At 73.9% G+C, this 13,681-nt stretch carries 10 protein-coding genes; 2 read left to right on the plus strand and 8 right to left on the minus strand.

Annotated elements, in window-relative coordinates; genetic code table 11:
• Window positions 1-289: 289 nt before the first annotated feature.
• The 6 genes from ACFZAM_RS19385 to hrcA form a co-directional block, all read right to left on the minus strand.
• Window positions 290-3,628: a S41 family peptidase gene (locus tag ACFZAM_RS19385; protein ID WP_391047515.1), complete on the minus strand. Its 3,339-nt coding sequence runs from the start codon at window positions 3,626-3,628 to the stop codon at window positions 290-292.
• A 22-nt stretch (window positions 3,629-3,650) separates the two neighbouring features.
• Window positions 3,651-3,995 (minus strand): hypothetical protein, encoded by a 345-nt coding sequence (locus ACFZAM_RS19390; RefSeq protein ID WP_355344473.1) that lies wholly within the window; start codon window positions 3,993-3,995, stop codon window positions 3,651-3,653.
• A 137-nt stretch (window positions 3,996-4,132) separates the two neighbouring features.
• Window positions 4,133-4,867, minus strand: a complete 735-nt coding sequence (locus ACFZAM_RS19395; protein ID WP_391047518.1) for a 16S rRNA (uracil(1498)-N(3))-methyltransferase — start codon at window positions 4,865-4,867, stop codon at window positions 4,133-4,135.
• Complete coding sequence (locus ACFZAM_RS19400) at window positions 4,864-5,937, minus strand: nitronate monooxygenase (RefSeq protein WP_391047520.1); 1,074 nt, start codon at window positions 5,935-5,937, stop codon at window positions 4,864-4,866. The genes ACFZAM_RS19395 and ACFZAM_RS19400 overlap by 4 nt, the downstream gene beginning before the upstream one ends.
• A 271-nt stretch (window positions 5,938-6,208) precedes the next feature.
• On the minus strand, window positions 6,209-7,342 hold the full coding sequence (dnaJ, locus tag ACFZAM_RS19405; RefSeq protein ID WP_355348854.1) for a molecular chaperone DnaJ: 1,134 nt from the start codon (window positions 7,340-7,342) through the stop codon (window positions 6,209-6,211).
• Window positions 7,343-8,359: a heat-inducible transcriptional repressor HrcA gene (gene hrcA, locus ACFZAM_RS19410; protein WP_355348857.1), complete on the minus strand. Its 1,017-nt coding sequence runs from the start codon at window positions 8,357-8,359 to the stop codon at window positions 7,343-7,345.
• A 263-nt stretch (window positions 8,360-8,622) separates the two neighbouring features.
• On the opposite strand from hrcA, the gene ACFZAM_RS19415 reads away from it, so the two are divergent.
• Window positions 8,623-9,375: an MBL fold metallo-hydrolase gene (locus ACFZAM_RS19415; RefSeq protein WP_391047523.1), complete on the plus strand. Its 753-nt coding sequence runs from the start codon at window positions 8,623-8,625 to the stop codon at window positions 9,373-9,375.
• 23 nt (window positions 9,376-9,398) lie between these two features.
• The gene (locus ACFZAM_RS19420; protein ID WP_391047525.1) at window positions 9,399-10,223 is read left to right on the plus strand and encodes a DUF3097 family protein; all 825 of its coding nucleotides are present in this window, start codon (window positions 9,399-9,401) and stop codon (window positions 10,221-10,223) included.
• Window positions 10,224-10,244: 21 nt separating this feature from the next.
• Here the strand turns inward: ACFZAM_RS19420 and hemW are convergent, their stop codons facing one another.
• On the minus strand, window positions 10,245-11,477 hold the full coding sequence (gene hemW, locus ACFZAM_RS19425) for a radical SAM family heme chaperone HemW (RefSeq protein ID WP_355348866.1): 1,233 nt from the start codon (window positions 11,475-11,477) through the stop codon (window positions 10,245-10,247).
• A 147-nt stretch (window positions 11,478-11,624) separates the two neighbouring features.
• Window positions 11,625-13,541 carry a SpoIIE family protein phosphatase gene (locus ACFZAM_RS19430; protein WP_391047527.1) on the minus strand — a complete coding sequence of 639 codons (1,917 nt, stop codon included), beginning with the start codon at window positions 13,539-13,541 and terminating at the stop codon, window positions 11,625-11,627.
• Between the last annotated feature and the right edge of the window lie 140 nt (window positions 13,542-13,681).

The raw sequence follows: 13,681 nt of genomic DNA on the forward strand, positions 1-13,681 counted from the left end.
GAGGCGTACGGGGACCTCGGGTCCTCCACTCCTGGGCCCCCCTCCCCCGGCAACCCCCACCGGACAGGCGGACGCCGACGTACCGGAAGGGGACGGGCCGGGGTGCCCCCGCAGAAATGCGGTGACAAGAACGGCACCGGATACACGGGTACCAGGTAGCCGCATTTCGAGGAGGTGCCCCGGACCGGCACCGACCCAGGCACAAGCGGCACCCGCAGACGACAAAACACCCGCACGGGTGGGCGGGCGGGCACAACCAGGCCCGAAGGGCCAACCACCGCCGACCCGATCAACCGCCCATACCCGGCAGCGCCGGCGGCCTCTTGGCCGGAGACTCCTCCAGCGCGGCAAGCGCCATGCCCACGGCAGTGTCAAGCTGCGGATCCCGCCCGCCAACCGAATCCTGCGGAGCGTGAACGACCTCGACGTCCGGATCAACCCCATGGTTCTCGACGCCCCAGCCGTACCCCTCCAACCAGAAGGCGTACTTCGGCTGCGTGACAGCCGTCCCGTCGACCAGGTGGTACCGGTTGTCGATGCCGATGACCCCGCCCCAGGTGCGGGTACCGACCACAGGCCCGATGCCGAGAGCCCGAATCGCGGCGTTGACGATATCCCCGTCGGACCCGGAGAACTCGTTGGCGACAGCCACAATCGGCCCCCGCGGGGCATCCTGCGGATAGCTGACCGGGTGCGCGTCGCGCGGCAGGTCCCAGCCGACGACCCGACGCGCCAGCTTCTCCACGACGAGCTGCGACGTATGGCCGCCGCGGTTCTCGCGGACGTCCACGACCAGGCCCTCGCGGGCGACCTCGACGCGCAGGTCGCGGTGGAGCTGCGCCCAGCCGCTGCCGACCATGTCGGGCACGTGCAGATAGCCCAGCCGCCCGCCGGACGCGCGGTGGACGTGGGCGCGGCGGCCGGCGACCCAGTCGTGGTAGCGCAGCGGTTCCTCGTCGGCGAGCGGTACGGCCACGACATGGCGTACGGGGCCGCCCGCGGCGGGGGCGACGGTCAGTTCCACCGGCTTGCCCGCGGTGCCGACCAGCAGCGGTCCCGGTCCCGTCACCGGGTCGACGCGGTGGCCGTCCACCGCCAGCAGGAGGTCGCCCGCGCGGACGGCGACGCCCGGCGCGGCCAGCGGGGAGCGGGCGTACGGATCGGAGGACTCGCCGGGCAGCACCCGGTCGATCCGCCAACCGCCGTCCTCCGTACGGGAGATGTCCGCGCCGAGCAGACCCTGCCGGTGCAGCGGGTCGAAGTGGCCGCCGGACGGGATGACGTAGGCGTGCGAGGTGCCCAGCTCGCCGTGCAGCTCCCACAGCAGGTCGATCAGGTCGTCGTGGGTGGCGATCCGGTCGAGCAGCGGCCGGTAGCGCTCGCCCGCCGCCGCCCAGTCGACGCCGCCCATGTCGGCGCGCCAGAAGTTGTCGCGCATGAGCCGGTGCGTCTCGTCGTACATCTGCCGCCACTCGTCCTGCGGGCGGACGGTGACCCGGACCCGGGTCAGGTCGACGGTGACGGAGCCGCCGGACTCGTCGTCCGCGTCGGACTTGCTGTCGGCGGGCGTGATCCGCAGCCGCGATCCGTTGGTGAGCAGCACCTTGGCGCCGTCGCCGGTGACCGCGAAAGCGTCGGCGTCGTCGGCGATCTCCTCGATACGGAGCTGCGCCAGGTCGTACCGCTCCAGCACGGTGCTAGGCGGCTGGGCGTCCGGGGTGGCCAGGGCCGCGCCGAGCGCGCCGACCAGCGGGTGGCGCAGCCACAGCACACCGCCCTTGGCGGCGCGCAGCCCCGAGTAGTGCCCGGCCTCGACGGGGAAGGGCACGATCCGGTCGGCCAGGCCCTCCAGGTCGACGCGGGTGACGGGCGTACGCGGCCGGTCGTCCTTCTTGCCCTCGCCGCCGCTCTCCTTCCCCGCGCCGTCCTGCTCCTCCTTGGCCGGGCCGTCCTGGTCGTCCTCGTCGGCGTCGTACGGGCGGCCGTGGCGCTGCGGGCCGAACGGCGAGGGCGTCGTCGCGCACAGCGTGATCAGGTGCGGGCGGCAGGCGTTGGGGAAGGACAGGTCGAAAACGTGCGCGTCGTAGACCGGGTCGAAGGCGCGCTCGGACAGGAACGCCAGGTGGCGGCCGTCGGCGGTGAAGGCGGGCGCGAAGTCGTTGAACCGCAGCGGGGTCGCGTCGGCCACCGACAGGTCGGCGGTAGCGGCGATCTTCACCTGCCGCAGTTCGCCGGGGCCCGGCTGCGACCAGGCGAGCCAGGCCGAGTCGGGCGAGAAGGCGAGGCCGGACGCGTCGCCCGAGTCGCCCGCGATCACCTCGCGCACCTCGCCGGTCTGCGTCTCGACCAGCAGCACCCGGCCGTCGTGCGAGGCGACGGCGATGCGGTGCCCGTCCGGCGAGACCTCCATGTGCAGCACCCGGCCCAGGCGGCCCGCGGCGAGCCTGCGCGGCGCGGCGCCGGCCGGCAGGCCGACGGCGGGGGCGACCTCCAGGGCGTCCTCGCCGTCCGCGTCAGTGACCCACACCACCTGCTGCTCGCCGTCGGCGCCGCCCTGCCCGAACACCCGCGGCAGCCGGGTACGGACGCCGGGGTCGGCCGCCAACGCCCGCGCCGGGCCGCCGCGGTGGGTCAGCCAGTGCGTGGTGCCGCGGATCTCCAGGGCGCTGCCCCGGCCGGTGTGGTCGGGGCGCGCGTCCCCGAGGTACCGGGCGGCGCGTACGGGGTACGGCCGCAGGTCGGCGCGCTGGCCGCCGAGGCGTACCTCGATCTCGCGCGGTGCCGCGTCGGCGTCGGTCAGGTCGTCCAGCAGGTGGACGCGGCCCCCGGCCATGTACGCCACGCGGGCACCGTCGGTGGCGGCCTGCCGGGCGTAGAAGCCGTCGATGCCGTCCGCGGGGGTGTGGCGGCGCAGGCCGGTGCCGTCGGGCAGGCTCGAATAGAGCGCTCCGGCGCCCTCGTGGTCGGACAGGAACGCGATGCGGTCGCCGACCCACATCGGGCACTCGATGTTGCCGTCGAGGTCCTGGTGCACCCGCTCGAAGGCGCCGTCGCCCGCGCGGTCGATCCACAACTTGCCCGCCGTGCCACCGCGGTAGCGCTTCCAGTGCGCGGCCTCCCTGCTCATCGTCGGCGACTGGATCAGCACCGCGCCGTCCGGGCCGTACGCGAGATCGCCCACCGGACCGTACGGCAGGGTCCGCGCGGGCCCGCCGTCCAGCGGCACCGCCCGCGCCCATGTCCGCCGCGAGGACGCCTCGCCGTACGGCGTGACCGCGACCAGCTCGCCGTCCGGCGTCCACGTCCGCACGGCCGTCCGTACGTTGCCCCAGTACGTCAACCGGCTGGCCTGGCCGCCCTCCAGGGGCGCGGCGTGCACCTCGGGCGCCCCGTCCCTGGTCGACGTCCACGCCACCCACTCGCCGTCGGGCGAGACCCTGGGCCGTCCGACCGGCATGTTGTCCGCGCTCACCCGCCACGCCCGGCCGCCGTCCAGCGGCGCGACCCACACATCGTCCTCGGCGGCGAACGCGAGCAAGTCGCCGTGCGGGTGCGGGTGTCGGAGGTAGGAGGGCTGCGGCGCGCTCGGGCGCGGCTGCCGCGTCACGTGCTGGTCGTGGTCGGTCACCACGCCAGCCTAGCGACGGCGATCATGTCTTCGCCGAGCAGTTTCCGAGACCTCGTACGTCGAAGACGGTCTTCTTTCCGACCACCGCGGTCAGGTGGCCCTGGACGCACTTGTCGTCCAACTGCTTGGTCACCGTGCCCTTTACGGTGATCTTCTCGTCGTGGTCGGTCCGGCCGAGGCAGTCGACGTCGTCCTCGGTCCTGCCCGTCGTCGCGCTGCACGACAGCCAACTCACGTCAACGTTGTCCTTCTTGAGCGCCCGCGTCGCCAACTGGTCGGTCGTCGCCGACACCGCGCTCGCCCCCAGCCCGTCCGCCGGGTCGCATCCGCTGATCGTCATCGCCATGAGGGCTGCCGTCACGGCCATCCCCCCGGCTCCCCATGTCCCCATTCGTCCCATCCCCCCAACCTCCGCCCGCGACCGCCCTCCCGTAAATCCCCCGAAGGCAGGACCTTCCCCTTACGGGTGGCTGCCCCGCCCGTAAGGCCGGGTGGGTCGGAAGGTCAGGACCAGCGGCCGGTGCGGGCGAGGAGGACGGAGGCGGCGGCCACCCCGGCGGTGGAGGTGCGCAGGACGGTGGGGCCCAGGCGGTAGGCGGTGGCGGCGAGCGTGGCGATCTCCTCGGCGGAGACCCCGCCTTCCGGCCCGACGACGAGCACGACGGACCCGGACGCGGGCAGCGCGGCGGAGGCCAGCGCGGCCGAGCCCTCCTCATGGAGGACCCCGGCGAATTCGGCGCCGGCCAACAGCCCGGCGACCTGACGGGTCGTCATCAGGTCCGCCACGGAGGGAAATCGCAGGCGCCGCGCCTGCTTGGCGGCCTCCCGCGCGGTGGACCGCCACTTCGCCAGGGCCTTGGCGCCCCGGTCACCGCGCCACTGGGTGACACAGCGGGCCGCCGCCCAGGGAACGACGGCGTCGACCCCGGCCTCCGTCATGGTCTCGACGGCCAGCTCCCCGCGGTCCCCCTTGGGCAGCGCCTGGACGACGGTGATCCGCACGGCGGGCTCGGGTTCGACCCGCGTCTCGCGTACCTCGACGTCGAGCACGTCCTTGCCGGAGACGGCGGCGACCACCCCGTACGCACCGCGCCCGCCCCCGTCCGTGAGGACGATCGCCTCGCCGGGCGTGAGGCGGCGCACGGAGACCGCGTGCCGCCCCTCGGGCCCGGTGAGGGTGACGGTGGACGGGGAGCCGTCCAGCGCGGCGGGTTCGACCAGGAAGACGGGGGCCGTCATGCGAGCGCCTCCCGGGCGGCGTGGAGTTCTTCGACGAGGAGTTCGACCAGGCGCCCGGCGGAGACGTCACGGGCCAGCCGGTGACCCTGACCGGCCCACAGGGCCATGCCCTGCGGATCGCCCGCCGCGGCGGCGGCCTTGCGCAGCCCGGAGGTGAGGTGGTGGATCTGCGGGTATCCGGGCGGCGCGTACGGCCCGTGCTCGCGGATGAAGCGGTTGAGCAGTCCGCGCGCGGGCCGCCCGGAGAAGGCACGGGTCAGTTCGGTGCGGGCGAAGACCGGATCGGTGACGGCCCGCTTGTGCAGCGGACTCGCCCCGGACTCCGGGCAGACCAGGAACGCCGTGCCGAGCTGCGCCGCGTCCGCGCCCGCCGCGAGCACCGCCGCGACCTGCCCGCCGCGCATCAGCCCGCCCGCCGCGATCAGCGGCAGCTGCACGGCCTCGCGTACTTGCGGCACCAGCGACAGCAGCCCGAAACCCGCGCCGTCGAGCTGCGGGTCGTCGCGGTGGGTGCCCTGGTGGCCGCCCGCCTCCACGCCCTGGACGCACACCGCGTCCGCCCCCGACCACTGGGCGGCCAGCGCCTCGGACGGCGAGGTGACCGTCACGACGGTGTACGTACCGGCCTTCGCGAAGGCGTCGAGCACCGAGCGCTCCGGGCACCCGAAGGTGAAGCTCACCATCGGCACCGGGTCCTCCAGCAGGATCGCGACCTTCGCGTCGTACGCGTCGTCGGTCCCGCTGTCCGGGTCGCCCAGCGGCGTCCCGTACCAGGCGGACTCCCCCGCCAGCTGCTCGGCGTACACCGCGACCGCGGACGGATCGGCCGTCGCGGGCTGCGGCATGAAGAGATTCACCCCGAACGGGTGCGAGCTGAGATGCCGGACCTGCCGGATCTCCTCGTACATCGCCTCGGAGGTCTTGTACCCGGCGGCCAGAAAGCCCAGGCCGCCCGCCGCCCCCACGGCCGCGGCGAGCTGCGGATTCGACGCGCCTCCGGCCATCGGCGCCTGAATGATCGGATACGCCGAGAACGACGAGAGATCGGTCAACGCGGACATGACGTTCATCGTGCCATGCCACCTCCCGGCGAGGTGCGGTACCCCGTGCGGGGCGCGGCCCCCGCGTCCGCCTCACGTGAGGCGGTGCCTCGTTTTTCAGGGGCGCGGGGAACCGCGCGACAAGCCCCCGCCGGGCCGGTGGTCCGAGGACATACCGATCCGCCTCTCTGGGGCCGGTGGTGACCCGCGGGAGCCATTCGGCCGGTCCGCGGTTCCCCGCGCCCCTGAAAAGACCGGCTCACCCCCCGAAGGGAGCACCCTCGTGCGGAGCGCGGGCCCGCTACCGCCCGTTGAAGGCGTCCTTCAGCCGGGAGAAGAGGCCCTGCTGGCCCGGCGCGAACTGCCCCAGGGGCCGCTCCTCGCCGCGCAGCACGGCGAGCTGCCGCAGCAGATTCTCCTGCTCGGCGTCGAGCTTGCTGGGGGTGAGGACTTCGACGTGCACGACGAGGTCGCCGCGCCCGCCGCCGCGCAGGTGCGTGACACCGCGCTGGTGGAGCGGGATGGACTGGCCGGACTGCGTGCCGGGCCTGATGTCGATCTCCTCCAGGCCGTCCAGCGTCTCCAGCGGGCACTTGGTGCCGAGGGACGCGGCCGTCATCGGGATGGTGACCGTGCAGTGCAGGTCGTCGCCGCGCCGCTGGAAGACCGGGTGCGGGACCTCGCGGATCTCGACGTAGAGGTCACCGGCCGGGCCGCCGCCGGGGCCGACCTCGCCCTCGCCCGCGAGCTGGATACGTGTGCCGTTGTCGACACCCGCGGGGATCTTGACGGTGAGCGTACGGCGGGAGCGGACCCGGCCGTCGCCCGCGCACTCGGGGCAGGGGGTGGGCACGACGGTGCCGAAGCCCTGGCACTGCGGGCAGGGCCTGGACGTCATGACCTGGCCGAGGAAGGACCGGGTGACCTGGGAGACCTCGCCGCGACCGCGGCACATGTCGCAGGTCTGCGCGGCGGTGCCGGGCGCGGCCCCCTCGCCGTTGCAGGTGCCGCAGGTCACGGCGGTGTCGACCTGGATGTCCTTGGTGGTGCCGAACGCGGCCTCGTCCAGCTCGATCTCCAGCCGGATCATCGCGTCCTGGCCGCGCCGGGTGCGCGAGCGCGGCCCGCGCTGCTGCGACTGCCCGAAGAAGGCGTCCATGATGTCGCTGAAGTTGCCGAAGCCCGCGCCGAAGCCGCCCGCGCCGCCTCCGCCACCGGCGGCCAGCGGATCGCCGCCGAGGTCGTAGACCTGCTTCTTCTGCGGGTCGGAGAGCACCTCGTAGGCGGCGTTGATCTCCTTGAACCGCTCCTGCGTCTTGGGGTCCGGATTGACGTCCGGGTGCAGCTCGCGGGCGAGCCGGCGGAACGCCTTCTTGATCTCGTCCGGGCCTGCGTCGCGGCGCACGCCGAGAACGGCGTAGTAGTCCGTGGCCACTTACGACTCCGCCAGGATCTGTCCGACGTAACGTGCCACTGCGCGTACCGCTCCCATCGTTCCGGGGTAGTCCATGCGGGTCGGTCCGACCACGCCGAGTTTGGCGACTGCCTCGTCGCCCGAACCGTAGCCGACCGCCACCACCGAAGTGGAATTGAGCCCCTCGTGAAAATTCTCATGACCGATCCGTACGGTCATGCCCGAATCCTTGGCCTCGCCGAGCAGTTTGAGGAGCACCATCTGCTCTTCGAGGGCTTCGAGCACCGGCCGGATCGTCAGCGGGAAGTCGTGGTTGAACCGGGTGAGATTCGCCGCGCCGCCGAGCATGATCCGCTCCTCGGTCTCCTCGACGAGCGTTTCAAGGAGCGTGGCGAGCACGGCGGTGACCGCGGGGCGGTCGTCCGGGTCGAAGCCGTCCGGCAGGTCCTGGACCAGCGGGGGCACGTCCGCGAAGCGGCGGCCGACGACCCGGCTGTTGAGCCGGGCGCGCAGGTCGCCGAGCACGGTCTCGCCGATCGGCGCGGAGCAGTCGATGAGCCGCTGTTCGACGCGGCCGGTGTCGGTGATCAGCACGAGCATCACGCGGGCGGGCGCCAGCGGCAGCAGTTCCACGTGCCGGACCGACGAGCGGGTCAGCGACGGGTACTGCACGACGGCGACCTGCCGGGTGAGCTGCGCGAGCAGCCGTACCGTACGGCCCACGACGTCGTCGAGGTCGACCGCGCCGTCCAGGAAGTTCTGGATCGCGCGGCGCTCGGCCGACGACAGCGGTTTGACGCCCGCGAGCTTGTCGACGAAGAGCCGGTAGCCCTTGTCGGTGGGAATGCGGCCAGCGCTGGTGTGCGGCTGGGCGATGTATCCCTCGTCCTCCAGGACCGCCATGTCGTTGCGCACGGTGGCGGGCGAGACGCCCAGCCGGTGCCGTTCGGTGAGCGCCTTGGAGCCGACCGGCTCCTCGGTCCCGACATAGTCCTGGACGATGGCACGCAGCACTTCGAGCCTGCGTTCGCTCAGCATCGCGCACCTCCAGCCGTATGGCCTCGTCCGTCTACCGGTCCTTAAAACCGCCCTGGCCTGGCACTCCTGCGTTTCGAGTGCCAGCCGCCCCGCAGCAAGTGTACGGCGAGGTAGCGAGGGCGAGGCAAGGGCACCGTACGGGTGGGCGAAGTGTGGCGGGATGGGCGGCGGTACGAGGCGACGGAGCGGCGGTCGGCGACGGGCGGCAGGGGACGGCGGCGGACGACGGGCGGCGCGGGCGCGGCGGCGATAGCGTCGGTCACGTGAGATCTGCGGAACCGGCGGAGCCGGTGGAGGGCACGGGGTGGGAGCAGCTGGCTCCCGGTGTCGCGCGGCGGCGGCTGCCGCATCTGGATGTGACCATCGGACTGGTGGTCGGCGACGACGGTGTGCTGCTGGTCGACACCGGCTCCACGCTGCGGGAGGGCGCCGAGCTGCGGGCCCAGGTCGAGGCGCTGACCGGCAGGACCGTCACCCATGTCGCGCTCACCCACGGCCATTTCGACCACGTCTTCGGCACGGCGGCCTTCCCCGGCGCCGAGGTGTACGGGCAGACGTCGCTGGCCGCGCTGCTGCGGCGCGAGCGGGAGGCGCTGCGCGAGTCGGCGGTCGCCTTCGGCACCGACCCGGCGGAGGCGGCGCGGGCCGCCGAGGCCCTGGTGCTGCCCGGCCACCCGGTCAGCGGTGAGTACGCCCTGGACCTGGGCCGCGACCGTCCGGTGCTGCTGGTCCACCCCGGCCCCGGCCACACCCGCAACGACCTGGTGGTGGTCGTGCCGGGCGCCACCCCGAGCGATCCCGCCGTGGTCTTCTGCGGCGACCTGGTCGAGGAGTCGGGCGAGCCGCAGGCCGACGACGACGCGGCGCCCGACCGCTGGCCCGGCACCCTGGACGCGCTGCTCGCCCTCGGCGGCGAGACGGCCCGTTACGTGCCCGGCCACGGCGCGGTGGTCGACGCCCGCTTCGTACGGGCCCAGCGCGACGCGCTGGCGGCCCGCTTCGGGTCCGTCGCGTAGCCGCCCTGGTTACGATCTCCCTCATGCGCAGCAGGAGTTACGACGACCCCGACCTCACTCCCCCGTGGAAGCGGAGTACGCCCGCGCCCGAGGTGGCCGCGGAGCGGGATCTGGTGGTCGAGGAGGTCGGCACCGGTTTCTGCGGGGCCGTGGTGCGGGTGGAGAAGACCGCCGAGGGGCTGACGGTCACGCTGGAGGACCGCTTCGGCAAGCACCGCGTCTTCCCGATGGAGCCGCGCGGCTTCCTCATCGACGGCAAGCAGGTCACCCTCGTCCGCCCGCAGGCGCCGGGCCCGCGCGGGCCCCTGCTGTCCGCCTCCGGCTCGATCGCGGTCACCGGCGCGAAGGCGCGGGTGGCGCGCGCCGGACGGATCTACGTCGAGGGCCGGCACGACGCCGAGCTGGTCGAACGCGTCTGGGGGCACGACCTGCGCGTCGAGGGCGTCGTGGTCGAGTACCTGGAGGGGGTGGACGACCTCCCGGCCATCGTCGAGTCCTTCTCGCCGGGGCCCGACGCCCGCCTGGGCGTCCTGGTCGACCACCTGGTGCCGGGCTCCAAGGAGTCCCGTATCGCGGCGGCGGTCACCGGGGCGGACGTCCTGATCGTCGGCCACCCCTATATCGACGTGTGGGAGGCCGTGAAGCCGTCCTCCGTCGGCATCCGCGAGTGGCCGCGCGTCCCGCGCGGCGAGGACTGGAAGACGGGGGTCTGCCGCAGCCTCGGCTGGAACATGACGACGGGTGAGGCGTGGCAGCGGATCCTGGCCTCGGTCCACACCTACAAGGACCTCCAGCCGGAGCTGCTGGGCGCGGTGGAGCACTTGATCGACTTCGTGGCGGCGCCGTAAGGAGCCGCCCCGGGGCGGCTCCTAGTCGACCAGGTCCCTGACGACGGCGTCGGCCAGGAGTCGGCCGCGCAGGGTGAGGACGGCGCGGCCGTCCGCGTAAGGACCGGCCTCCAGGAGGCCGTCCGTTACCGCGCGGGCGGCGGCGCGGGCGCCCTCCTCGGCGAGGAGGTCGAGGGGGCAGCCGTCGGCGAGGCGCAGTTCCAGCAGGACGCGCTCGACGCGGCGGTCCTCCGCGGTGAGGATCTCCCGCCCGGCGCCGGGTGAGCGTCCTTCGCCGAGGGCCTGCGCGTAGGCGCCGGGGTGCTTGACGTTCCACCAGCGCACGCCGCCGACGTGGCTGTGGGCGCCGGGCCCCGCGCCCCACCAGTCGGCGCCGGTCCAGTACAGCTCGTTGTGGGTGCAGCGCCCGGCGGGGGTGGTGGCCCAGTTGGAGACCTCGTACCAGGTGAAGCCCGCGGCGGCCAGCCGCTCGTCCGCGATGAGGTAGCGGTCGGCGTGCACGTCGTCGTCGGTCATGGGCACCTCGCCGCGCCGGATCCGCCGGGCGAGCTGCGTGCCCTCCTCGACGATCAGCGCGTACGCGGACACGTGGTCGGGACCCGCGGCGACGGCCGCGTCCAGGGAGGCGCGCCAGTCGTCGTCGGACTCCCCCGGCGTGCCGTAGATCAGGTCGAGGTTGACGTGCTCGAATCCGGCGGCGCGCGCCTCGGCGACGCATGCCTCGGGCCGCCCAGGGGTATGGGTGCGGTCCAGCACCTTCAGTACGTGCTGCCGCGCGCTCTGCATCCCGAACGACACACGGTTGAAGCCGCCCGCGCGCAGTTCCGCGAGGTAGCCGGGGTCGACGGACTCCGGGTTGGCCTCCGTGGTGATCTCGGCGCCGTCAGCGAGGCCGAATTCGTCGCGGATCGCGGCCAGGGCGCGGACGAGGTCGGCGGCGGGCAGCAGCGTCGGGGTGCCGCCGCCGACGAAGACCGTCTCGACCGGGCGCGGGTCGTCGCCCAGGACCTTCCTGGCCAGCCGGATCTCGTCGGTGAGCACGTCCGCGTAGTTCTCGCGGGAGGCCAGGGCGCCGCCCGAGCCGCGCAATTCGGTGGCGGTGTAGGTGTTGAAGTCGCAGTAGCCGCAGCGCGTCGCGCAGTACGGCACGTGCAGGTAGAAGCCGAGCGGCCGGTCCGCCGCCCCGTCGAGCGCGTGCGCGGGCAGCGTCCCGTCCGCGGGCACGGGCTCACCATCAGGCAGTACGGAAGGCATCTGTCCAGTATCCGGTACGCGCGAGGTGCCCGAATCCGCGCGGTCGCCGGCCTCGCTCGGGTCGCGGTCCCGGCCTCGCTCGGGTCGCGGCCCCGGTCCCGCTCGGGTCCCGGTCCCGGTCCCGCTCGGATGCCGGTCCCGGCGCGCTCACCTCGCCTGGAGGACCAGCAGCGCCAGGTCGTCGGCGGGCGGCGCGTCGTCGTACTCGTGGACCGCGCGCCGGATGCGTTCCGCGACGGCGACGGCGTTCAGCCCCACACAGCCGCCGAGCGCCGCCGCCAGGCCGTCGTCGTCGTCGAACTGCCGGTGCCCGCGGCGGCGTTCGGTGACGCCGTCGGTGACGCACAGCAGTGTCTCGCCGGGGGTGAGGTCGAAGGACTCGCAGTCGTACCGTGTGTCGTCGCCGATGCCGAGCAGCATCTGCGGGCTCGCGGCCTCGCGTACCCGCCCGTCCGGGGTGAGGACCAGCGGCAGCGGGTGGCCTGCCGAGGCGAGCGTGCAGCGGGCGCCGCGGCCTGTGGCGTACGGCACGATCTCGCCGTAGAGCAGCGACAGGAAGCGGGCCTGGCCGCCCTCCCAGTCGCCGGTCTCGCCGATCAGGGCGGTGGCGGCCTCGTCGGCGAGCGCCTTGTTGAGGCGGTCGAGGACGTCGGGGACGCCGTAGCCCTCGCGGGCCAGCAGCCGCAGGACCGGGCGGGCGATGCCGGTCAGCGAGGCGGCCTCGGGGCCGTTGCCGCAGACGTCGCCGAGGGCGAAGCACCAGCGGCCGTCGCCCGCGGGGAACAGGTCGTAGAAGTCGCCGCCGACCCAGTCGCCGGCCGTGGGCTCGTACACCACGGCGTGGTCGACGCCGGGGATGCGGCCCGCGGCGGGCGGCAGCAGGCCGCGTTGCAGGACGGTGCTGATCATCGCCTGGCGGGCGTACTGCCGCGCGGTGTCCACGGCGAGCGCGACCCGGCGCCCGAAGTCCTCGACCAGGCCGACCACCTCGCCCGGCAGACCGAGCAGGCCGGTACGGCCGAGCAGCAGCGTGCCGTGCCAGCGCCCGGCGGCGACCAGCGGTACGGCCAGCGCGCCGCCGTGCTCCCACATGTCGTCGGTGGCCGGCCAGGGCCACGGCATGGCGCCGCCGAGGCGGGTGCCGGAGCGCAGGCCCGGCGGGGGCGGGGTTTTCTCCAGTACGGCGCGCAGGCCGTCGATACGGTGCTCCGCGCCGTGCCAGACGCTGGACAGCCGTGGCCGGCCGCCGGTCCCGTAGAGCCAGACCGCGCACCAGTCCGCGAGCCGCGGCACGAGGAGCTGGGTCGCCAGCACGGCCACGTTGTCCTCGTCGAGCTGGCCCGCGAGCAGGTCGGACGCCTCGGCGAGGAAGGACAGGGAGCCGCGGTTGATCCAGTCGGAGTCCGCTTTCCGGGCGGAGCCGGAGGGCGCGGGCGCCAGGATCTCGGCGGCCCGCAGGCCGCGCCGTAGCGGCTCCTCGCTCTCGTCTTCGCTCTCTTCACTTCCTGCGGCCGGGGGCGGGCCGGTGAGGTCGAGGCGGCACCAGACGGTTTTACGGTCGCGGCGGTAGCTGATGCCCCAGGCGTCGGACAGGGCGGCGACAAGTTGCAGGCCGCGACCGCCTTCCCTGTGGTCGCCGGGGTCCGGCCGGTCGTCGCCGCGCAGCACCCGTGCCGGGTACTGGTCGGACACCTCGATCACCAGACCGGGCTCCCGCGCCCCGCTGTCCCCGAACGCCTCCGCCGCCGCCTGCGCTCTCGTCTCCAGTCGGCACAGGACGTCGACGGTGGTGCCCGCGTGGATCACCGCGTTGGTCACCAGCTCGCTGACCAGCAGGATCGCGTCGTCCACGACCTGTTCGGTGAACGCGGCGGCCTCCGGCAGGCCCTGGCTCGTCCAGTCGGCGAGCGCGGCCCGCAGGAAGCGCCGGGCGGCGCCCGCCGCGAGCTGATTGCCGGGCAGCGTGGTGCCGGAAGCGGTGCAGGTGCTGATAGCGGCGCCGGTACGGGTGCTGGCGGTACGGGTGCCGGTGCCCTCGCGGGGGCGTGGCGGGTCGAGCCTCACAGGCGGCTCCCGAGGATGCGGCGACAACGCACACACCGTGACACACCGAACCCGTCCGAACGCGCCGCGTGACCCCCGGGGTCCCCCGAATCGGTCCCCGCCCGGCCAACTCCGGGCGCGGCGCGCCCGCGAGGGGTACC

Origin of the sequence: Streptomyces sp. NPDC008079 (assembly GCF_042957385.1) — a bacterium.
Classification (GTDB): Bacteria; Actinomycetota; Actinomycetes; order Streptomycetales; family Streptomycetaceae; genus Actinacidiphila.